At 68.0% G+C, this 21441-nt stretch carries 20 protein-coding genes and 1 tRNA gene; 7 read left to right on the plus strand and 14 right to left on the minus strand.

What is annotated here, in order from left to right:
• Nucleotides 1–51: 51 nt before the first annotated feature.
• From ACH438_RS01050 to dapE, 3 genes are all read right to left on the minus strand, one after another.
• A complete protein-coding gene (locus ACH438_RS01050) occupies nucleotides 52–603 on the minus strand; it encodes a TIGR00730 family Rossman fold protein (protein WP_396999775.1) in 552 nt (183 codons plus the stop codon).
• A complete protein-coding gene (locus tag ACH438_RS01055; RefSeq protein WP_396999777.1) occupies nucleotides 597–1397 on the minus strand; it encodes a TIGR00730 family Rossman fold protein in 801 nt (266 codons plus the stop codon). The genes ACH438_RS01050 and ACH438_RS01055 overlap by 7 nt, the downstream gene beginning before the upstream one ends.
• 135 nt (nucleotides 1398–1532) lie before the next feature.
• Complete coding sequence (gene dapE, locus ACH438_RS01060; protein WP_396999779.1) at nucleotides 1533–2636, minus strand: succinyl-diaminopimelate desuccinylase; 1104 nt, start codon at nucleotides 2634–2636, stop codon at nucleotides 1533–1535.
• Between the two features lie 108 nt (nucleotides 2637–2744).
• Between dapE and dapD the strand changes: the two genes are divergently transcribed.
• The gene (gene dapD / locus ACH438_RS01065) at nucleotides 2745–3701 is read left to right on the plus strand and encodes a 2,3,4,5-tetrahydropyridine-2,6-dicarboxylate N-succinyltransferase (RefSeq protein ID WP_396999781.1); all 957 of its coding nucleotides are present in this window, start codon (nucleotides 2745–2747) and stop codon (nucleotides 3699–3701) included.
• A 97-nt stretch (nucleotides 3702–3798) separates the two neighbouring features.
• Here the strand turns inward: dapD and ACH438_RS01070 are convergent, their stop codons facing one another.
• Complete coding sequence (locus ACH438_RS01070) at nucleotides 3799–4671, minus strand: oxygenase MpaB family protein (RefSeq protein WP_396999783.1); 873 nt, start codon at nucleotides 4669–4671, stop codon at nucleotides 3799–3801.
• Between the two features lie 145 nt (nucleotides 4672–4816).
• Between ACH438_RS01070 and ACH438_RS01075 the strand changes: the two genes are divergently transcribed.
• A complete protein-coding gene (locus tag ACH438_RS01075; RefSeq protein WP_396999785.1) occupies nucleotides 4817–5449 on the plus strand; it encodes a TetR/AcrR family transcriptional regulator in 633 nt (210 codons plus the stop codon).
• A 13-nt stretch (nucleotides 5450–5462) separates the two neighbouring features.
• Here the strand turns inward: ACH438_RS01075 and ACH438_RS01080 are convergent, their stop codons facing one another.
• On the minus strand, nucleotides 5463–6320 hold the full coding sequence (locus tag ACH438_RS01080) for an oxygenase MpaB family protein (RefSeq protein ID WP_396999787.1): 858 nt from the start codon (nucleotides 6318–6320) through the stop codon (nucleotides 5463–5465).
• Between the two features lie 124 nt (nucleotides 6321–6444).
• Here ACH438_RS01080 and ACH438_RS01085 point away from each other — a divergent pair, with 124 nt between their 5' ends.
• On the plus strand, nucleotides 6445–7872 hold the full coding sequence (locus tag ACH438_RS01085) for an acyl-CoA synthetase (RefSeq protein WP_396999789.1): 1428 nt from the start codon (nucleotides 6445–6447) through the stop codon (nucleotides 7870–7872).
• 33 nt (nucleotides 7873–7905) lie between these two features.
• Complete coding sequence (locus ACH438_RS01090; protein ID WP_396999791.1) at nucleotides 7906–8274, plus strand: PPOX class F420-dependent oxidoreductase; 369 nt, start codon at nucleotides 7906–7908, stop codon at nucleotides 8272–8274.
• Nucleotides 8275–8290: 16 nt separating this feature from the next.
• Here ACH438_RS01090 and ACH438_RS01095 read toward each other — a convergent pair whose 3' ends face one another.
• The 6 genes from ACH438_RS01095 to ACH438_RS01120 all read right to left on the minus strand — a co-directional run bounded on the left by ACH438_RS01095 (nucleotide 8291) and on the right by ACH438_RS01120 (nucleotide 15408).
• Nucleotides 8291–9238 (minus strand): proline dehydrogenase family protein, encoded by a 948-nt coding sequence (locus tag ACH438_RS01095; RefSeq protein WP_396999793.1) that lies wholly within the window; start codon nucleotides 9236–9238, stop codon nucleotides 8291–8293.
• On the minus strand, nucleotides 9235–10872 hold the full coding sequence (gene pruA / locus ACH438_RS01100; protein WP_396999795.1) for an L-glutamate gamma-semialdehyde dehydrogenase: 1638 nt from the start codon (nucleotides 10870–10872) through the stop codon (nucleotides 9235–9237). The genes ACH438_RS01095 and pruA overlap by 4 nt, the downstream gene beginning before the upstream one ends.
• Before the next feature lie 205 nt (nucleotides 10873–11077).
• A tRNA-Asp gene (locus ACH438_RS01105) sits at nucleotides 11078–11151 on the minus strand.
• 73 nt (nucleotides 11152–11224) lie between these two features.
• Nucleotides 11225–12331, minus strand: a complete 1107-nt coding sequence (dapC, locus tag ACH438_RS01110) for a succinyldiaminopimelate transaminase (RefSeq protein WP_396999797.1) — start codon at nucleotides 12329–12331, stop codon at nucleotides 11225–11227.
• A 9-nt stretch (nucleotides 12332–12340) separates the two neighbouring features.
• A complete protein-coding gene (fdxA, locus tag ACH438_RS01115; RefSeq protein WP_396999799.1) occupies nucleotides 12341–12667 on the minus strand; it encodes a ferredoxin in 327 nt (108 codons plus the stop codon).
• A gap of 113 nt (nucleotides 12668–12780) precedes the next feature.
• Nucleotides 12781–15408 (minus strand): bifunctional FO biosynthesis protein CofGH, encoded by a 2628-nt coding sequence (locus ACH438_RS01120; RefSeq protein ID WP_396999801.1) that lies wholly within the window; start codon nucleotides 15406–15408, stop codon nucleotides 12781–12783.
• 185 nt (nucleotides 15409–15593) lie between these two features.
• On the opposite strand from ACH438_RS01120, the gene ACH438_RS01125 reads away from it, so the two are divergent.
• From ACH438_RS01125 to ACH438_RS01135, 3 genes are read left to right on the plus strand one after another with little or no spacing between them, the layout of a single operon-like run.
• Nucleotides 15594–17039 carry a hypothetical protein gene (locus tag ACH438_RS01125; RefSeq protein ID WP_396999803.1) on the plus strand — a complete coding sequence of 482 codons (1446 nt, stop codon included), beginning with the start codon at nucleotides 15594–15596 and terminating at the stop codon, nucleotides 17037–17039.
• Nucleotides 17040–17097: 58 nt separating this feature from the next.
• Nucleotides 17098–17613 (plus strand): PH domain-containing protein, encoded by a 516-nt coding sequence (locus tag ACH438_RS01130; protein ID WP_396999805.1) that lies wholly within the window; start codon nucleotides 17098–17100, stop codon nucleotides 17611–17613.
• Nucleotides 17610–19283: a PH domain-containing protein gene (locus ACH438_RS01135; protein ID WP_396999807.1), complete on the plus strand. Its 1674-nt coding sequence runs from the start codon at nucleotides 17610–17612 to the stop codon at nucleotides 19281–19283. The genes ACH438_RS01130 and ACH438_RS01135 overlap by 4 nt, the downstream gene beginning before the upstream one ends.
• Nucleotides 19284–19360: 77 nt before the next feature.
• On the opposite strand, the gene ACH438_RS01140 is transcribed toward ACH438_RS01135, so the two are convergent.
• From ACH438_RS01140 to ACH438_RS01150, 3 genes are all read right to left on the minus strand, one after another.
• Nucleotides 19361–20665 carry an FAD-binding oxidoreductase gene (locus ACH438_RS01140; RefSeq protein ID WP_396999809.1) on the minus strand — a complete coding sequence of 435 codons (1305 nt, stop codon included), beginning with the start codon at nucleotides 20663–20665 and terminating at the stop codon, nucleotides 19361–19363.
• A gap of 117 nt (nucleotides 20666–20782) precedes the next feature.
• Complete coding sequence (locus ACH438_RS01145) at nucleotides 20783–21286, minus strand: hypothetical protein (RefSeq protein ID WP_396999811.1); 504 nt, start codon at nucleotides 21284–21286, stop codon at nucleotides 20783–20785.
• Nucleotides 21283–21441: a hypothetical protein gene (locus ACH438_RS01150; protein WP_396999813.1), complete on the minus strand. Its 159-nt coding sequence runs from the start codon at nucleotides 21439–21441 to the stop codon at nucleotides 21283–21285. Before ACH438_RS01150 ends, ACH438_RS01145 begins: the two co-directional genes overlap by 4 nt.

Raw genomic sequence — 21441 nt, forward strand, 5'->3', positions numbered from 1 at the left:
GAATGAGATTGTCGAGTGAGACTAACTGGTTTCAGTTCAGCGGGGCAGTGCTCAGTTCGACAGAGCCGCGAACGCCGCATCCATGTCGGCCGTCACGACCACCTTGTCCATGGCCTGCTGACCCACGAAACCGCTGCCCCGCAAGGTCTCTATCCACTCGAACAGGCCACGGAACCGGCCCGCCGGATCCAGCACCACCACCGGCTTCTCGTGCACACCCAGGTAGGCCCCGGTCCACGCCTCGAAGAATTCCTCCAGGGTGCCGATGCCGCCGGGCAGGGTCAGGAAGGCGTCGGAGCGGTCCTCCATGATCTGCTTCCGCTCACGCATGGAGTCGGTGACGATGAGCTCGTCCGCATCCACATCGGCGACCTCGCGGTGCACCAGCTTCTTCGGGATGACGCCGACCGTCTTGGCGCCCGCCTCGCGCGCCGCCTGCGCGACCGCGCCCATCATCGACACATGCCCGCCGCCGGACACCAATTGCCAACCGCGGCGGCCGATCTCGGCGCCCACCGCGGCGGCCAGCGCCAGATCGCGCGGGTCGGTGACGCTGGCCGAACAGTACACACAGACCGAATACGCCTCGCGCTCACTCACCACTGATCCTCCACCGCACCGTCTTCGCGCGCGCGGGCCTCGGCGGCCTGCACGATGATGTTCACGACCTCGTCCACACTGTCCGTCACGTGCAGCAGCCCCAGATCGCCGGGCGCGATCTTGGCGGAGCCGAGCAGCGAGTCCCGCATCCAATCCATCAGGCCCGACCAGTATTTGGTGCCGAACAGGATGATCGGGAAACGGGTGATCTTGCGGGTCTGCACCAGCGTGACCGCCTCGAACAGCTCGTCGAGGGTGCCGAAACCGCCCGGCAGGCAGACGAACGCCTGCGCGTACTTCACGAACATGGTCTTGCGCGCGAAGAAATACCGGAAGTTGATGCCGAGATCGACCCACTCGTTGAGGTGCTGCTCGAACGGCAACTCGATGCCCAGCCCGATGGAGAAACCGCCCGCCTCCGACGCACCCCGGTTCGCGGCCTCCATGGCGCCCGGCCCGCCGCCGGTGATGACGGCGAAACCGGCCTGCGCGAGCGCGCCGCCGATGGCCACACCCGCCTGATACTCGGGCGAATCGGAAGGAGTGCGCGCCGAACCGAACACCGCGACCGCGCGCGGGATCTCCGCCAGCGCGCCGAAGCCCTCGATGAACTCGGCCTGGATGCGCAGCACCCGCCACGGGTCGGTGTGCAACCAGTCCGCGGGACCACGCTCGTCCAGCAGCCGCTGATCGGTCGTCCCCACCCCCACCTTGCGATCGCGCCGCAGCATTATCGGACCGCGGAACCGCGGTGTCTTCGGCGAACGCTCATCACCGAACTCGGCCTCAGCAGACATGCTGTATATATTGCCCTTCGCTTCGCTACGGGCGGGATCGCGGCCCTGTAAGTCGCGTTCTTCCCTCCCTCCGCTCCTCCGCTTCGCTCCCCCGCTCCACTCAGTCCAGAACGCGACGGGCCGCGATCTCCAGGGTCAGCCCTTCGCGCCGGTGAGATAGCTCCGCAGCATCGACGTGACCTGGGTGATCTGATCGACCGGCAGGTGCTCGTCGCGCTTGTGCGCGAGGTTCGGGTCGCCGGGGCCGAAGTTGACCGCGGGGATGCCGCGGGCCGCGAAACGGGACACATCGGTCCAGCCGTATTTGGCGCGGACACCACCGCTTCCGTGCGCATGCACGATCTCGATGAGGTCCTTGGCCGCCGGGTTGGACAGGCCGGGAAGCGCGCCGGGGGCGCCGTCGGTGCGCTCGAACTCGAGGTCGAGGCCCGAGAAGACCTCGCGCACATGCTCGGTCGCCTGATCCAGGGTGCGGTCGGGCGCGAAACGGAAGTTCACGTCCACCGTGGCCACGTCCGGGACCACATTGCCGGCGACGCCGCCCTCGACGCGGACGGCGGACAGGCCCTCGCGGTAGGTGCAGCCGTCGATCTCGACCTCGCGCGCCCGGTAGTTCTCCAGCCGTTCCAGCACGGGTGCGAGATCGTGAATGGCATTGTCGCCCAGCCAGGCTCGCGCGGTGTGGGCGCGGACGCCGGTGGTGGTGAGCCGGACGCGCAGGGTGCCCTGGCAGCCGGCTTCGATCCAGCCGCCGGAGGGTTCGCCGAGGACGGCGAGATCACCTTCCAGCCAGTCCGGGAGTTCGCGTTCGATGCGGCCGAGGCCGTTGAACTCGGCGGCGATCTCCTCGCAGTCGTAGAAGATGAGGGTGAGGTCGTGCACGGGTTCGGCGATGGTGGCGGCCAGGTGCAGGAAGACGGCGTCACCGGATTTCATGTCGACGGTGCCGCAGCCCCACAGCTGTCGTTCGCCGTTCTCGCCGGTCTCGAATCGGCTGGGGACGTTGTCGGCGATGGGGACGGTGTCCAGGTGCCCCGCGAGGATGACGCGGGTGGGCAGACCGCGATCGGTGCGCGCCAGCACGGTGTTGCCGTGCCGGACAATCTCGAACCCCGTGGTCTGTTCCTGCAGTGCCCGCTGGACGATGTCCGCGATGAGCCGCTCGTCGCGGGACACGCTCGGAATGTCCACCAGAGCTGCGGTGAGAGATACGGGGTCGGCGCTCAGATCGATGGTCACTCGATCCACACTAAAGGAGGTATGTCCTCCGTTCTCGCCGCAGTCGTGCACTGGCACGAAACGGCACCGCATGCGGTACTTGTTCACAGCCCGGTAACCTGGGGAGCCGTGAGTACTCAGGGAGCATCAGCAGTCGGACTGGCCACCATCACCGCGAACGGGACCGTTCTGGACACCTGGTACCCGTATCCCGAGCTGGGTGAGTTCTCCGATACCGGCACCAAGCCGCTGGATCCCACCGACGTCGAGTACGCCAAGTTCGCCGAGCAGTCCGGCGAGGACGCGGCCCGCCGCGTCTCGATCGTGGTCGTGCGCACCACCATCGCCGACCTGTCCGCCGCGCCGGTCGACACCCACGACGTCTATCTGCGCCTGCACCTGCTCTCGCACCGGCTGATCCGGCCGCACGGCGCCAACCTGGACGGCATCTTCGGCCTGCTGGCCAATGTGGTGTGGACCAACCATGGCCCCTGCTCCGGCGAGGAATTCGAGCTGACCCGCCTGAAGCTGCGCGCCCGCGGCCCGGTCACCGTCTACGGCGTCGACAAGTTCCCCCGCCTGGTCGACTACGTGCTGCCCTCCGGTGTCCGCATCGCCGACGCCGACCGTGTCCGCCTGGGCGCCCACCTGGCCTCCGGCACCACTGTCATGCACGAGGGCTTCGTCAACTACAATGCCGGCACGCTCGGCAATTCCATGGTGGAAGGCCGCATCTCGGCCGGTGTGGTGGTCGGTAACGGCTCGGATGTCGGCGGCGGCGCCTCCATCATGGGCACCCTCTCCGGTGGCGGCAAGCAGGTCATCTCCCTCGGCGAACGCTGCCTGCTCGGCGCCAACGCCGGCGTCGGCATCTCCCTCGGCGACGACTGCGTCGTCGAAGCGGGCCTCTACATCACCGCCGGCACCAAGGTGAAGCTCCCCGACGGCAACGTCGTGAAGGCCGCCGACCTCTCCGGCAGCTCGAACCTGCTCTTGATCCGCAACTCGCAGACCGGCGCGGTCGAGGTGCGGGCGCGCAAGGGCACGGGCGTCGAACTGAACGCCGCCCTCCACGCGAACGACTGACCTTCGAAGACCTCGAAACCCCCTGTGCGCCTTGCGCCACAGGGGGTTTCGTCTATGTGAACCGCTGCCAGAACGTACAGGGCCGGCGAGTCGTCGGCTAGACCAGAGGGCGGCCGAAGCGGCGGCGGAGGCGCATGTCGGCGAGGTAGAAGTTGTAGGGGAACAGGCGGATCGGGCCGGGCAGCCGGGTCCATACCGCCGAGATGAGGCGCAGCATGCCGGTGAAGAAGCGTTCGTCGCGCGCGCTCCAGGTCATGCTCATCTCGTCGCGCAGGTGCGGGGGCAGCAATGCGGTGACGATGAACCGGTGCAGGCCGCCGAGGGCGAGCGACAGTGGGCGCGGCAGCATCTTCAGGTCGGTGAGGTCGTTGAAGTATCTGCGGGTGGGCTCGTCGATGGTCTTGGTGGCGAGGTTCTCTTCCCAGTACGCGTAGAACTGGTCGCGCGTGGCCGGCCACATCTCCTCGCGCATCTGCAGGGTGGTGCCGAGCCGCGCACAGTAGCGGTAGAAGGCTTCCGCCATATCGGGATCCATGGGCCCGCGCAGCCGGTGGTAGAGATCGTCGATGCCCCAGTAGAGGCAAGCGGCCACCCACAGTTGGAGTTTCGGGTCGAAGGCGTTGTACTTCACCGGGCTGCCCGGCTTGGTGCGGACCGTGCGGTGCGATTCGTTGACGGCCTCGCGATACGAACGCCGGTCCTCTTCGTCACCGAGCATGGCGACGGCGATATAGGTGAGGGTGGTCCGCAGCCGCTTGATCGGACGCAGCATGACCTTGCCGCTGTCTACGTCGCTCTCCATGACCCCGTAGCCGACCGGCTTCAGCGACAACTGCATGATCACGTTGGCCGCGCCGCCGAGGAAGGCGGCGACCCCGTCGATGTGTTCGCGGACGGTTTCCGGCGTCAGCTCGATCGGCAGGATGCCGACCGGCTGGTACTCATCGGACTTGCGCAGGGGTGCGGTCATCGTCGACACGGCTCCTCGTCGTCACTCCTCCACGCGAGGAGAGTGTGAGAAAGTTCTCGACTCACCTTCTCATCGAGGTCGGCCGGTGTCAATGTGCGAAGATTAGTGCCTCACCTTATCGTCGCGACCGGAAAGGGCCCGGATCATGGCCAAGCTGGCCAAACTGCTGCCGCTCGTCCGGGGCTCCGGACCCGAGGACCGCAATCAGGCCAAGGTGCTCGATGCCGCGATGCTCGCCTTCCTCGACTTCGGGATCAAACGCACCAGCATGGTCGAGGTCGCCCGCCGCGGCGGACTCTCCCTCGCCACCCTCTACCGCCGCTTCGCCGGCAAGAACGACCTCATCCAGGCCGTCGCGCTACGGCAGGCCCGGCAGTTCATCGAGGACGCCGACGCGGCCGTGCAGAGCCAGATCGCCCGCGACGCCAGCGCCGAGGATCAGATCGTCGCCCTGTTCGTCGCCTTCATCGAGGGCCTGCGCGGCAACAAGCTGCTCGACCGGCTGCTCAAGACCGAACCCGAAATGGTGCTGCCGTATCTGACCGTACAGGGCGCACCCGTCATCGAACTCGGCCGCGACTATTTGGCCGAGTTCATCGCGGGACTACAGGCGGAAGGCAAACTGCCGGAATACGATCCGCTGCCCCTGGCCGAGATGATCGCGCGCGCCGCGCTCTCGCTGGCGCTCACCCCGCAGACCGTGATCCCCATCGACGACGACGCCGCCCTGCGGCGCTTCGCTCGCGACCACGTGCTGCCGGGCTTCCGAATCTTCTGACCGGCAACGGATTTCACACCAGCCGCAGGCCCAGCCGGCGGCGCAGGCGCATATCCATCAGATAGGCATTGAGCGGGAAACTCCGCACGGGTGCGGGCATTACGCCCTCCGCCGCACCCACGGTCCGGAGTATGCGAGCGAGCAGCCGATCCTGTCGCGGCGACCAGGTCATGCCCATCTCGTCCCGAAGATGTTGCGGCAGCAGCCCGATCACGAAGAATCGGTGGATGCCGCCGAAGGCCAGCTGGAACGGCTTCGGGAGCATCTTCAGGTCGATGAGATCCTCGAAGTACGCCTTGATCTTCGGATCGATGGAGGTGTTCGCGAGGTTCTCCGCCCAATACCGGTCGAAGGCTTCGCGATCCACGGGCCACTGCCCGGGGCGTACCTGCAGGGTGGTGCCGAGCCGGGCGGCGTGGTGGTAGAAGGCGTCCGCGTCGGCCTCGTCCATCGGGCCGTGCATGCGCTCGTACAGATCGCGGGCTCCCCAGTACAGGCAGGCGGCCACCCAGAGCTGCAGGTTCGGATCGAAAGCGTTGTACTTCACCGTGCTTCCCGCGCGCGAGCGCACGTACTTGTGCACGCTGTCTACGGCTTCGCGGTACGCGGCGCGGTCGTCTTCGTTGCCGAGGAGTGCGACGGCCAGATAGGTGATGGTTGTCCGCAGTCGCTTGAAGGGGTGGACCATGACATTGCCCGTCTCCACGGGACTTTCCACCACGCCGTAGCCGACCGGTGGCTTCGAGAGCTGCATGATCACGTTCGCCGCGGCGCCGAACAATCCGGCGGAGCCGTCGAGGAATCGGCGGGGATCGATGGGCTGTTCGGTGTCGGTGGTTCCGTAGGACTGTGCACCAAGCGGTCTGGTCATCGTTGACCACTCCCTCGCATGAGAAGGTTGTGCACAAACCGTCTCACTCGCTCGGCTCGCCTGTCAACCGACTTGGCAGCTTCGCATTCGATTCGTGTCCGGGCGCCTCCGGTAGCGTGAACCCGTGTCATACGGGTCGCCGCTCCTGCTGAGCTCACTGAATCCGGCCGCCGTCGCCGCCGGGGACGATATTCCCGATGCCGTCACCATCGACGGGGAAACCCTGTCGCGCAGTGACCTGCTCGGCGCGGCCACCTCCGTCGCCGAACGCGTCGCGCAGGCCGAGCGGGTGGCCGTGCTCGCCGAGCCGACGGTCACGACCGTGCTCGCCGTGGTCGGCTGCCTGATCGCGGGCGTCACCGTGGTGCCGGTCCCGCCGGACGCGGGGACCGCGGAATTGGCGCACATCCTGCGGGATTCGGGCGCGCAAGCCTGGCTGGGCAAGGCGCCCGAGGGCTCCGAGCTGCCCGTGGTGCCGGTGCGCAAGCATGCGCGGTCCTGGCATCGCCACGCCGAACCCGGCGGGAAGACAACGGCTTTCATCCTTTACACGTCCGGTACCACCGGTGCGCCGAAGGGCGTGCTGCTCAGCCGCAATGCCATTGCCGCCGGGCTGGACGGACTGGCTCAGGCGTGGCAGTGGACCTGGAAAGATGTTCTGGTGCACGGGCTTCCGTTGTTCCATGTGCACGGGCTGATCCTCGGGCTGCTGGGGCCGCTGCGGGTCGGGAGCCCGCTCATCCATACCGGGAAGCCCACACCGCAGGCGTATGCGGCGGCGCACGGCACCATGTACTTCGGGGTGCCCACCGTGTGGTCGCGCGTGACCGAAGATCCCGAGGCCGCACGGGAATTGGCGAAGGCGCGCATCCTCATCTCGGGGAGTGCGCCGTTGCCGGTGCCGGTGTTCGAACGGCTCACCGAACTCACGGGGCAGGCGCCGATCGAGCGTTATGGCATGAGCGAAACCATGATCACCTTGTCGACGCGGCCCGATGGTGAGCGGCGGCCCGGCTGGGTCGGGACGCCGGTGGCGGGCGTCGAGACTCGGCTGCGCGATGAAGCGGGTCAGCCGGTGCCGCACGATGGCGAGAGCGTCGGCGCGCTGCAGTTGCGCGGGCCCATGCTGTTCGACGGCTATCTGAACAAACCCGATGTCACCGCCGAGAACTGGACCGAGGACGGCTGGTTCAAGACCGGCGATGTGGCGGTCATCGACGAGGGCGGCTTCCATCGCATCGTCGGGCGGGAATCGGTGGACCTCATCAAATCCGGTGGGTACCGGATCGGCGCGGGTGAGATCGAGACGGCGCTGCTGGGGCATCCGGCCGTGGCGGAGACCGCCGTCGTCGGCCTGCCGGACGAGGATCTGGGGCAGCGCATCGTCGCCTATGTCGTACTCCGGGACGGGGCAGGCGATTCCATCGCGCAGCAGTTGATCGACCATGTGGCGAGCGAACTCTCGGTGCACAAGCGGCCGCGTGAAGTGCGAGTCGTGGACTCCCTGCCGCGCAATGCCATGGGGAAGGTCCAGAAGAAACTTCTGGCTTGACCTGAAGCGGGCTCGAGGTTCTACGGTTTGGTAATGATCGCAACACTGACCGCGGCCCAGATCGACTACCTGAACAGCCAGCGGCTCGGGCGGCTGGCCACCATTCGTCCCGACGGGTCCCCGCAGAACAATCCCGTCGGGTTCCGCTACAACGCGGCCCTCGGCACCATCGACATCGGCGGCCGTGATCTCGGCGCCAGCCAGAAGTTCCGCAACCTGGCCAAGGACGAACGGGTGGCCTTCGTCGTCGACGACATCGCCTCACTCGACCCGTGGACGGTCCGCTGCCTCGAAATCCGCGGCAGCGCCCAGGGCCTCAAAGAGGTAGAGCCCTGGTACCCCGGCCTCTCCCCCGAACTCATCCGCATCACCCCGGAGCGAGTCATCGCCTTCGGAATGTGACCCGCCCCGCGGTCGATCAGCCCCGCTCAGCCAGCGCCCGGAGGAAGAAGGCGAGGTTGGCGGGGCGTTCGGCGAGGCGGCGCATGAGGTAGCCGTACCACTGGGTGCCGTAGGGGAGGTAGACGCGGAGGGCGTGGCCTTCCTCGGTGAGGCGGCGTTGTTCGGGGTCGCGGATGCCGTAGAGCATCTGGAATTCGAAATCGCCTGGGCAGCGGCGGGATCCGGCGGCTTCGACGAGGGTGGCGGCGATCATGGAGGGGTCGTGGGAGGCGATCATGGGGTAGCCCTCGCCGCGCATGAGGACATTGAGGCAGCGGAGGTAGGAGGCGTCGACGTCGGGGCGGCGCTGGTAGGCGACGGTGTCGGGCTCTTGGTAGGCGCCCTTGCAGAGGCGGATTCGGGTGCCGGCGGCGGTGAGGCGCCGGCAGCGGTCTTCGGCGGAACGCTGGTAGGTCTGGACGGCCACTGCGAGCCAGGGGAATTCGGGGTGCAGTTGGCGGACCGTGTCGAGGGTCTGGTCGGTGGTGGTGTGGTCTTCGGCGTCGACGGTGACCCACACCCGGGATTCGGCGGCTTTGACGCAGAGCTTGTGCAGGTTCTCGGTGGCGATGGCGGGGCCGTCGGCGCCGAGGGACTGGCCCAGGGCGGACAACTTCACCGATACCTCGACGGCGGGGACCAGGGTGTGTGGCGCTTCGAGGGCCGCCAGGTCGTCGATCAGCGACATGTATTCGGCCACTGCGGCATTCGCCATGGACTGTTCGGTGGTGTATTCGCCGAGGAAGTCGACGCTGATCATGCGGCCGCTCGCCAGCAGGTCACGGGCGACCGGGGCCAGCTCGCCGCGCGTCTCCCCGGCCACGAACCGGCGCACCACGGCGGCGGTGAGCGGCACCCGGGTGACGGCGTTCTTCATCCGGCCGGATCCTGCCGCGGCGAGGATGACCGGTCGTAGCGGGTTCATCGCATCTCCATGTGGGGGTAGCGGTAATCCGTTGGCGGGACGAAGGTTTCCTTCAGGGTGCGCGGGGCGACCCAGCGCAGCAGGTTCAGATACGAGCCGGCCTTGTCGTCGGTGCCCGAGGCGCGGGCGCCGCCGAAGGGCTGCTGGCCGACCACCGCGCCGGTGGGTTTGTCGTTGATGTAGAAGTTGCCGGCCGCGTATCGCAGTGCGGTGGCGGCCTGTTCGACGGCGTGGCGGTCGCGGGCGAAGACGGCGCCGGTCAGGGCGTACGGGGAGGTGGCGTCGACGGCGGTGAGGATGTCGGCGAAGCCGCCCGGGCGACTGTCGTCGTAGACGTGCACCGACAGCAGCGGGCCGAAGTATTCGGTGGCGAAGGACTCGTCGGCCGGATCGTCGCTGAGCAGGACGGTGGGGCGGACGAACCAGCCCTCGGCATCGTCGTAGACGCCGCCCGACGGGACGGCGAGACCCGCACCGCGCGCCCGATTCACGGCGTGCACGCACTTGTCGTAGGCGCGGTTGTCGATCACGGCCCCACCGAAATTCGAGAGGTCGGCGACGTCGCCGTAGGTGAGTTCGTCGACCTGTGTCAGGAAGTCCTTGCCCATGGCCTGCCACACCGACTCGGCGATATAGGCGCGGGAGGCGGCCGAGCACTTCTGCCCCTGATACTCGTACGCGCCGCGAATGAGCGCGGTACGCAGGGCATCCGGATCGGCGGACGAATGCGCGAGGACGAAGTCCTTACCGCCGGTCTCCCCCACCAACCGCGGATATCCGTGGTAGCGGCCGAGATTCGCGCCGACCGTCTGCCACAACAGCTGGAAGGTCCGGGTCGACCCGGTGAAGTGGATGCCCGCCAGCCGCGGATCGGCCAGCGCCACCTCCGACAACTGGATCCCGTCACCGGTGACCATATTGATCACACCGGGCGGCAATCCGGCCTCCTCCAGCAACCGCATGGTGAAGTACGCCGAAAGCGTCTGTGTCGGTGCAGGTTTCCACACCACCGTATTGCCCATCAGGGCGGGCGCGGTGGGCAGATTACCGGCGATGGCGGTGAAGTTGAACGGCGTGATCGCGTAGACGAAGCCTTCCAGCGGCCGGTAATCCAGCCGATTCCACACGCCCGCACCGGATTCCGGCTGCTGCGCCATGATGTCGCGCGCGAACGCCACATTGAACCGCCAGAAGTCGACGAGTTCGCACGGCGCGTCGATCTCCGCCTGCGTCACCGATTTCGATTGCCCGAGCATGGTGGCGGCCGCGATCTTCTCCCGCCACGGCCCGGCCAGCAGGTCCGCGGCCCGCAACAGAACGGCGGCACGTTCCTCGAAGGGCAGCGCACGCCAGGCCGGCGCGGCAGCGGTCGCGGCATCCACGGCGGCGCGGGCTTCCTCATGCGTGGTGTCGGAGTAGGTACCCAGCACATGCCGATGCCGGTGCGGCATCACGATATTGCGCCGCTCCCCCGCCCCCATCCGGTGCGCGCCGCCGATGACCAGCGGTACATCGGTGATTTCCGCGGAGATCTCCGCGATCCGGCCTTGCAGCAGTTCTCTTTCGCGGCTGCCGGGTGCGTAGGTGTGCACCGGTTCATTGCCGGGAACTGGGACAACCGTGACAGCGTCCATGCATCCAGGCTATCGCGCGAACCGGCCACCGGACCGGGACAGACACGCCCTGAAAACGTAAGGCGACGACTGATTTCGCAAGAATCGGGGTAACTCCCCGGGTACGACCAAAATCGCCTCGGCTCCCAGCCGCCGGCACGGATGCGATACTGCCGACGGCTCTCAGCCGCCCGCTGAATATCCGGAGAGGCGGAACAGCACAGTGCGACCCTGACGGGACTCGAACCCGCGACCTCCGCCGTGACAGGGCGGCGCGCTAACCAACTGCGCCACAGGGCCTTACATGAAGAAACGAGGCCCTGCGGCCTCGCAACCTCGTAAAAGATAGCACAACCTCGGGGTTAACCGAAAATCAGCTGGTCAGGCGTTCAGCCGCGGCCGCGATGCGCTCGTCGGTGGCGGTCAGCGCAATGCGCACGTGCTCATGGCCGCGCGGGCCGTAGAACTCGCCCGGAGCAGCGAGGATGCCGCGCTCGGCCAGCCAGTCCAGGGTGGTGCGGCAGGGTTCGCCGCGCGTCGACCAGAGGTACAGGCCCGCTTCGGAGTCGTCGACACGGAATCCGGCCTCCGCCAACGCCTTCCTCAGCACTTCGCGGCGCGCGCGGTAGCGCTCCTTCTGCTCCGCCTCGTGCTGGTCGTCGCGCAGGGCGGCGGTCATGGCGGCCTGGATCGGGTAGGGCGGCATCATGCCGGAGTGCTTGCGCACCTCCAGCAGTTCGGCCACCAGCGCCGGGTCACCGGTCACGAAGCCGGCCCGGTAACTGGCCAGATTCGAGGTCTTGGACAGCGAGTGGATGGCCAGCAGGCCGGTGTGGTCGCCGTCGCACACCTCGGGATCGAGGATGGAGACCGCGCGGCCTTCCCAGGCGAGGCCCAGGTAGCACTCGTCGGAGGCGAGCACCGCGCCGCGTTCACGCGCGAATTCCACCATCTTGCGCAGGTGTTCGACGCCGAGCACCTTGCCGGTCGGGTTGGACGGCGAGTTGATGAAGATCAACGCCGGCTTCTCCGGACCCAGCTGCGTGGTGCTGTCCGCGCGGACATACCGTGAACCCGACAGCAGCGCGCCCACCTCGTAGGTCGGGTACGCGACTTCCGGGATCACGACCAGATCGTCCGCGCCGAGGCCGAGCAGTCGCGGCAGTCCGGCGATCAGCTCCTTGGTGCCGATCGCCGGCAGCACGGCGGCCGCGTCCACCCCGGTGATCCCGAACCGGCGCCGCAGCGCGTCGACGACGGCCGCGCGCAGTTCGGGTGTGCCGTGCGTGGTCGGATACCCCGGCACCTCCGCCACCGACGAGAGTGCTTCGCGGATCAGCGGATCCACCGGATCGACCGGTGTCCCGACAGAAAGATCCACGAGGCCGCCCGCATGCGAAGCGGCCTTCGCCTTCACGGAAGCGATGGTGTCCCAGGGGAAATCGGGTAGCAGACCGCTGACCCGGCCACGCGTGGTCAAGATATATCCCTATTCGCCTTCGGCCATCGGCGGCAGTGCGGCGATGAACGGCGGGTCGTAGTCGACCTTGCCGACCTTGGTGGCGCCGCCCGGGGATCCCAGGTCGTCGAAGAAGTCGACGTTCGCGTTCACGTAGCCGCTCCACTGATCCGGGGTGTCGTCTTCGTAGAAGATGGCCTCCACCGGGCAGACCGGCTCACATGCACCACAGTCCACGCACTCGTCCGGATGGATGTACAGCATGCGTCCACCCTCGTAGATGCAGTCCACGGGGCATTCCTCGATGCACGCCTTGTCCTTCACGTCAACGCACGGTTCAGCGATGATGTACGGCACTGCCGCTCTCCTAGTCTGTCCTCACACGCGGGATGCTCCGCCCCGCGCAACAGTATCCCGGCGACCCAACATTACTACCGGTCAGCCTCACCTAACTTCTGGATCGGTGCAGGCTATCCAACCACTAGAGAAACCGGTGGACGATGCGGCGGCACACCATAGGTGGTAGTGCGCTGCCGGACCGGGCGGCCGATGCCGGTGGCGATCTCCGTCAGTTCCTCGACCGTCTTCGCCGATCCGTGTTCGGAACCGGCCATGCGTGAGATGGTCTCCTCCATCAAAGTGCCGCCGAGGTCGTTGGCACCACCGTTCAGCATCAACTGGGTGCCCTTGATTCCGAGTTTCACCCAGCTGGTCTGAATATTGTCGATGCGCCCGTGCAGCATGATGCGGGAGAGCGCGTGCGCGGCACGATTATCGCGGACGGTCGGGCCGGGACGCGAGGCGCCCGCCAGATACAGCGGCGCGCTCTGGTGCACGAACGGCAGCAGCACGAATTCGGTGAAACCACCTGTCTCGTCCTGAATTCCGCGCAGCACCCGCAGGTGACCGACCCAGTGCTTGGGATTGTCCACGTGCCCGTACATCATGGTCGAGCTGGAGCGGATGCCCACCTTGTGCGCGGTGGTGATGACATCGATCCAGGCCGAGGTGGGCAGTTTGCCCTTGGTGAGCACCCAGCGCACCTCGTCGTCGAGGATCTCGGCGGCGGTGCCGGGAATGGTGTCCAGGCCCGCTTCCTTCAGCGCCGACAGCCAGTCGTGCACGCTCTGCCCACCGCGGGAAGCCCCATTGACGACCTCCATCGGGCTGAACGCGTGCACATGCATCTGCGGCACGCGTTCCTTGATGGCGCGCACCAGATCCGCGTACCCGGTGACCGGCAGCTCCGGATCGATGCCGCCCTGCATGCAGATCTCGGTGGCGCCCTCCACCCAGGCTTCCCAGGCACGGTCGGCGACATCCTGCGGGCTCAGACTGAAGGCGTCCGCGTCACCCTTGCGCTGCGCGAACGCGCAGAAACGGCAGCCGGTGTAGCAGATATTGGTGAAGTTGATGTTCCGGTTGACGATGTAGGTGACATCGTCGCCGACGGTGTCGCGGCGCAACTGATCGGCGAGCGCGGCGACGGCCTCCAGTGCGGGACCGTCCGCGGTGGCCAGGGCCAGGTACTGGTCGTCGGTGAGGCCGGCCGGATCCTTCTCGGCGGCGCGCAGGGCGGACAGCACATCGGAGTCGAAGCGCTCCGGTGCGGCGGCGGCCAGCTCGTGTACCTGCTCGCGGATGCTCTCCCAGTCGCCGAACGCGCCCAGCACGGTGTCATCTTCACGAGCATCGGAAAGGCCGGAGTCGCTGCGGGATTCGGTATTGCGGCCCTCGATGTCGATGGCCGTGTTGAGGTCGATGCGGCCGACGGATTCCCAGTCGTGATCCGGCTCCTGCCAGGGCAGGCCGGAGGGGTTCACGTCGCGGGCCAGACCGGTCGCCGGATCCATCAGGGCGGCAACATGTTTCGAGACGCGCGGATCGATCCACGGATGACCGGCCAGCACATACTTCGGGTGTGCGGTGAGCCGCTGCGTCAGCACATAGCCGGCGTCCGCGGTGACCTGCGCCAGCACTTCCAGGTTCGGCCAGGGGCGTTCCGGATTCACGTGATCGGGAGTGAGGGGCGAAACACCGCCCCAGTCGTCCACACCGGCCTCGATGAGCCGGCGGCACTCCTCGAGCGAGACCAGGTTCGGCGGGGCCTGTATGCGCATCTTGGGGCCCAGCAACAGCCGTGCCACGGCGACGGTGGCGAGGAACTCCTCGATATCGGCGTCCGGGGTGTCGCGCATGGCGGTGTTCTGCTTGGCCAGGAAGTTCTGGATGATGACTTCCTGCACATGCCCGAAAGCCTTGTGCACCTTGCGGATCGCCAGGATGGATTCGGCGCGCTCGGTGATGTTCTCGCCGATGCCGACCAGGATGCCGGTGGTGAACGGCACCGACAGCCGGCCCGCGTCGGTGAGCGCGCGCAACCGGACGGCGGGATCCTTGTCCGGCGAACCGTAGTGCGCCGCACCGGGTTCGGTGAACAGGCGGGTGGAGGTGGTCTCCAGCATCATGCCCATGGACGGGGCCACCGGCTTCAGCCGCGACAGCTCCTCCCAGGTCATGACACCCGGGTTCAGGTGCGGTAGCAGGCCGGTCTCCTCCAGCACCCGGATGGACATGGCGCGCACGTAGTCCAGGGTGGAGTCGTAGCCGCGCTCGTCCAGCCACTGCCGGGCCTCCGGCCAGCGCTCCTCCGGGCGGTCGCCGAGGGTGAAAAGCGCTTCCTTGCAACCGAGTTCGGCGCCGCGGCGGGCGACGTCCAGGATCTCGTCGGGCTCCATGTAGAGGCCCTTGCCCGCGGCGCGCAGCTTGCCGGGCACGGTCACGAAGGTGCAGTAGTGACAGCGGTCGCGGCACAGGTGCGTGATGGGGATGAACACCTTGCGCGAATAGGTAATGGGCAGAACCTCATCCGCGTATCCGGTGGCCCGCAGCCCGGCGTCGCGTACCCGCCCGGCCGAGGCGCTCAGATCCGCCAGATCGGCGCCGCGCGCCTGCAACAGCACCACCGCCTCGTCGAGGTTCAGCGTCGCCCCGTCGCGGGCGCGGCGCAGGGCGCGTCGCATGCCAGCGGCGGATGGCGCGCTGGGCGGGACGGGAGGCAGGCTCGGGTTCGGTAGATCCGTCACGCCCTCGATCATGCGCCATCCATCCGGTTGTTCCGACTCGGGTGCCATAAGACGGGCCAACCGGACGCAACTGCAACCTATTCCGCCGTGGGCATGTCCTTGTGTGAATTACTCGTATCGATGCGTTCAACTGTTTGAATTTCAGTTTCAATGCAATAACCTCGCCGGGGACCCATCGCAGACCAGAGGGGAAATTCGTGCTCGCGAAACTCCGGCGCGCCACCGTCATCGCAGGATCGGTCGGCACGCTCGTGCTCACCCTGGCCACCGGCACCGCCTCGGCCGGCTTCGGGCCGCTGCCGCCGGCGAACCCGGCGCTGGGTCCCACCGGGACCGCGACCATGCACGGAGATTCGGAGAGTTCCGACACGACGCCGTTCGCCGGGCCCGGATCCGGGCCGGTCCACGCCGACTTTCACGAGATGGGCGCGGCCTGCCCGACCATCCTGCAAGGCGCGGACGGCATGCCGCAGGCCATGTGCACCAAGATCACCAACCGGGCGCCGACCGTGTTCCTGCTCGACCCGGCCACCGGAAACCCGCTCGCCTCCCTCGAACTCACCAAGGGCAGCCTGCTCGGCGGCGTCTACGCCTACCTCGACGACCACGACCACATGGTCACCGCCGACGGCAGCCAGAAACTGCTGCGCATCGGCCACGACCACAACGGCCCCGGCGGCTCGTGGCGGCTCTTCGTGGACTCCTCGACCGATATCTCCGACGCGGTCGCCGGCCACTGCGGCGGCGGCACCTGCGATTACGCCGACTCCGTGTCCCCCGACTATCAGGGCCGGGTGTGGTTCGCGACCGACGATGCCGCCGCGGGCTTCGTCGATCCCGCCACCGGCACCGCGCATTCGATCCTGCTCGCCCCCGGCGAGATCGTCGCCAACAGCATCTCCACCGCACCCCAGGGCATGGTCGTCGCCACCGACCACGCGCTCTACCTGCTGAACGTCGACGGCAACGGCAACCCGCGGATCGTGTGGCGGCAGGCCTACGACCGCGGCCCCTACCGCAAACCCGGCCGCCTCAGCTGGGGCACCGGCGCCACCCCCGTCTTCTTCGGCCCCGGCGACGGCACCGAATACGTGACAATCACCGACAATGCCGTCCCCGACGACAACCTGCTCGTCTACGACACCGCCACCGGCCGCCGGATCTGCAAGATCCCCGCGGTCGACGGCACCGAGAACGCGCCCATCGGCTCCGGCGACAGCGTGTTCGTCGCCAGCACGTACGGCTACCCGTACCCGCAACTCCCGCCCGGCGCCGGACCCAGCGTGCCGCCCAGCGCACCCATCACCGGCGGCATGACCCGCATCGACGTCGACGCCGGCGGCAGCGGATGCCATGTGGTGTGGACCAATACGGTCCCGTCCGCGGCCGTGCCGCGCCTGTCCCTCGCCGACGGCAAGCTCTACACCTTCACCCGGCACGCCACCATTCCCGGCGGCGTCGCGGAAGCCCTCGACAACTACAGCTACGCGGTCCTCGACCCCGCCACCGGCACGCTGGAATCCGAGCAGCTGGTGGGCGCGACCCTGGCCCAGGACACCCTCCAGATGGTCGGCGTCATCGCGCCGGGCCGAATCCAGTACCAGGGCACCACGACCGGATTCTTCCGCATCACCCCGCGCTGACGGCACCCGGACAGGCGACCACAACTATTGCCGGACACCGGCGATGGTTCGTGAAAGCATGGCAGCCATGTCCCAGCCCCAAGCCCCCGGCGGCATCCTGGCCGAGCCCGCCCGGCGGCCCAGCCCCCGCGCCAAACTGCTGTGGGCACTGACCGCCGCGCTGTCCTGGGTGATACCCGTGCTGGCACTGCTGGTGTGGATGATCGTCGACGCGGACCGGCGCACGGTGCAGCTGATCGTGCTCGTAGTCGTGGTCGTGGCAGCGGCATTCAGCATCGGGGTGGTGCCGCTGTGGCGATACGCGGTGCACCGCTGGGAAATCACCGGCGAGGCGGTCTACACGCGCACGGGGTGGTTCACCCAGGAGAGCCGGGTCGCCCCGATCACCCGGGTGCAGACGGTCGACACCTATCGAGGGCCGGTGGAGCGCCTGCTCGGGCTCGCCACCGTCACCGTCACCACGGCGTCTTCGGCGGGGGCCGTGCACATCAGCGCGCTCGACCTCGACGATGCCCGGCGCACGGTCGCACAATTGACGGAGATCGCGGCACAGCATCGGGGGGATGCGACATGAACCAGCAAACTCCGGATCCGACTCTGCAACAACCGGATATGACCCTGCGCCCACCGAATCCGGCGCCGCGGACCCCGGACAATGCCGGGCCGGACGGGGCCGGCTGGCAGCGGCTGGACCGCCGCATGCTGCTGGTACACCCCATCAACGAGCTGATCCGGTTCATCCCGGTCCTGCTGGCCTCCCTGATCGCCGGTGCGCGCAGCGACAATCCGTCCTGGAGCCTCGCGGTGGTCGCGGTGATCGTCGTGCTGGCGATCACCCGCTGGTTCACCACCACCTATCGCATCACGCCCGACAATCTGGAACTGCGCACGGGATTGATTCAGCGCAAACGACTCTCGGTCCCCCGCAACCGGGTCAGATCCGTGGACGTCGAAGCCGACCTGCTGCACCGCGCCCTCGGCCTGGCCGTGCTCTCCATCGGCACCGGTCAGCACGCCGACCGGCGAGAACAGTTCAAGCTCAACGCCCTCGACGCCAAACTCGTGCCGGGCCTGCGCGCGGAACTACTCGCCCACACCACTGGCGCGACGGAAAGCCCGGAGCCCCAGCCGATCCCGGACTCCGGAACCGCCGGCCCGAATACCGCCCCGGCAGCAGGCATCAACGGCGCACCCGCCGAACCGGCCCACCCACCCGTGGAAATCGCGCACTGGCAGCCGAAGTGGGTGCGCTACGCCCCGCTCTCCCTGACCGGATTCGCCTTGCTAACACCGATAGTCGGCCTGGCCTTCCAGTACGGGATCGCCCAGGTCCTCTTCAAATCCGGCACCGTCCGCGAGGTCGGGCAGAGCGGCGCGGTAGCCATCGCGGCGACGGTCGCCCTGCTGATCGTCGGCCTGATCGTGATCGTGAGCCTCGCCGCCTGCGCCCGCTACCTGGCCACCTGGTTCGGCCTCCAAGTCCAGGATAACGGCACCACCCTGCACATCCGCCACGGCCTCCTGACAACCCGCCAGACCACCCTCGACCTGGCCCGCCTCCGCGGCGCCACGGTCAACGAGCCCCTCCTCCTCCGCCTGGCCGGCGCCGCCGAACTCGAAGCCATCATGACCGGCACCAGCCCCCGCCAGAAGATCCTCCCCCAGGCCCCCCGGGCCGCCGTCGAACACACTCTCAGCCACCTCCTCGACGACACCGCGCACACCACAAGCGATTCCGGTCATGAGGCCCGTGTCGCGCCGGCGGCGATCACCACCGCACTGGTGCCGCACGGCGCCTCGGCCATGCGACGGCGCTTCACCCGGACACTCGTTCCGGTCGCGGTGATCGCACTGCTGATGATCGTGGGAAGCCTTACGGGAGTGGATATTCCGGTGTGGTCCTGGGTCGTCGTGGCGATTGTCGCGGTCGTGGCGGCAGCGCTGGCCTGGGATCGCTACCACGGGCTCGGACATGCCGTGATCCCGGCGACCGCGTCCGGTTCGGCCTGGCTGGTCACCCGCGGCGGATCGCTCGATCGGGACCGGGACTGCCTGGAAGCGCCGGGCGTCATCGGCTGGACTGTCCGGCAGACCTTCTTCCAGCGGCGAGCGGGATTGGCGACGGTCATCGCCGCCTCCGCCGCGGGCAAGAAGCGCTACCACGTGATCGACATCCCCCTCGCGGAGGCGTGGCCGCTCATCGAAGCCGTCACCCCCGGCCAATTGGGTTCCACCCCAAGGTGAAACACCGCCGACCGGGCAATGGTGGTGGTTGGTTGCGGCGTGTCGCCACCACCATTGCCCGGTGATCTTGAAGACCGTCAGCCCAGGACGGGGAAGTTCGCTCGGATCACGTTCTGGGGGTCGCGGGACCGCTTGATGGTGCGCAGGCGGTCCAGCGTCGCGGCGGGGAAGGCGTCGGCGGCCGATTCGCCGGGGGCCAGGAAGGTGTACGGCTTGGCGCCGCTGATGTGGTCGGCCAGCGACTCCACCATGGCGGTCTGCTTGGCGCGCACGGCATCCCGGAGGTGCGGGAGGCCGATGCCGAGCAGGTAGACCAGGTAGGGCTCGGTGAGGGCGCCGCGGGCGCCGGCGGCGGGCCGGGCCAGGGCGCCGCCGAGGTGGCGGACCTGGATATTGGCCAGGGGTGCGACCGGTTCGCCGGCAAGGACTTTCACGGCCTCGTCGTCGAGGTCGGTCAGCACCTCGGCGCGGGAGATGGCGGGGCTGGGGTTGGTGGGCTCGGCGGTGATGTCGCCGAGTGCGGCCGGGGACATGGGGGCGCGCTTGTCGGCGATGGCGCCGCCGATGCGGTCCAGGGCGGCGGTCAGGGCGCGGCCCTCGGCCGGGTCACCGAGGTAGGCGAGGTCCAGGGCCACCATTTCGGGGGCTTCCGGGAACTGGAAGCGCTGGAACCATACGGACAGTTCGTCCGGCGCCTGAGAGGTCAACTCGCGGAAGGCATCCCACACCTCCGGCAGCCGGTCGGCGGACCACATGATCCGGCCGCCGTACAGCGCCGGGGCCGGGAACAGGTCGAATTCCAGCGCGGTCACCACGGCGAAATCGCCGCCGCCACCGCACAATGCCCAGAACAGTTCCGGATCGGAGTCGAAGGTGACGCGCAGCGCCTCCCCCTCGGCGGTCACGATCTCGAAGGCGCGCACCGCATTCGAGGCCCAGCCGTACTTGCGCGCGAACCAGCCCTTACCGCCACCCAGCGTGTACCCGGTGACGCCGACGACCGGATTGCTGCCCGCCAGACCCGTCAGGCCGTGCTCGGCGGCGGCCGCCTGCACCTGCCCCCACCGCGCGCCCGCACCGACCCGCGCCACGCGCGCGGGGGCATCGATGTGGACGGAGTTCAGGTGACCGGTGCGCAGCAGAATGGCAGCACCGATGTCTCCGGTGGCGCCGTGCCCGGTGGGCTGCGCGACCACGGGACGCCCTGCCGCACGGGCGAACCGGACGACCGCCGCCACATCCGCGACATTCGCGGCCTCGACGACCGCGGCCACGGGCTGCGCCACCGCGATGTTCCAGGGCTGCGCGGCCTGTTCGAAGCCTTCGTCGCCGGAGCCGAGCACGCGGCCCTGGACCGTGCCGCGGAGCTGATCGAATTCCATTGTCCAACCTCGTAAATCGATGTGATGATCGTGATTCACGAGGTTGACGAGGCCCGCGGCCCGAGTGTGACACCCGTGTGACGGAGGTCTCGAGCGGAGCCTGTCAGTGCAGGTCGCTCACTTGCCGCCGGCCGCGAGCCGCATGGTCGCGCGATAGTACAGATACAGGCCGGCCGGCAGCAGGCCGCAGATGAGCAGCAGCATGGTGGGCCAATCGCTCATCAGCACCACCGAACCGCCCGGACCGGTGCTCGCGCACAGCAGGAAGCCGAGCACCCACACCGCCAGCGGAATGATCACCACAGGGACGCGCTGCGACACCGTCGCCATCCCCATCACCAGCAGCACATTGATCACCGCGGCGGCCAGCGCCGTCACCGGCACCGGGATCGCGCCCGAGGTGAGGCTGGAGGCCAGCGGCGCGGCGGCCCGGGCCAGCGTGGACCCGGTATCGCTCGCCATGTGCGCGTGCCCGGCGTAGATCGGCAGGAAGAGCACCTCGAGCACCAGCGTGACGAAGGCGTCGACGGTCAGCACGATCGCGATCACCACGCTCAGCAGCGCGCTGAACGGGTTCGGCGCGGCCTCGGTCTTCTCCTGCGTCTGAACCGTCACCGTCACGGCACCGGAGGGAAGCCGAGGAGGGTCAGCAAGTGACTCTGCATATCGACGAATCCGTAGAGCACCGACAGGTAGAGGTCGTGCTGCGCCTGGAAGAACGGGCGCTGGCTCTCGACGAACGCCGCGATGGCGTCCTGGACACTCCAGTTGTACAT

This window comes from Nocardia sp. NPDC020380, from assembly GCF_044386975.1.
In the GTDB taxonomy this organism is placed as follows: Bacteria; Actinomycetota; Actinomycetes; order Mycobacteriales; family Mycobacteriaceae; genus Nocardia.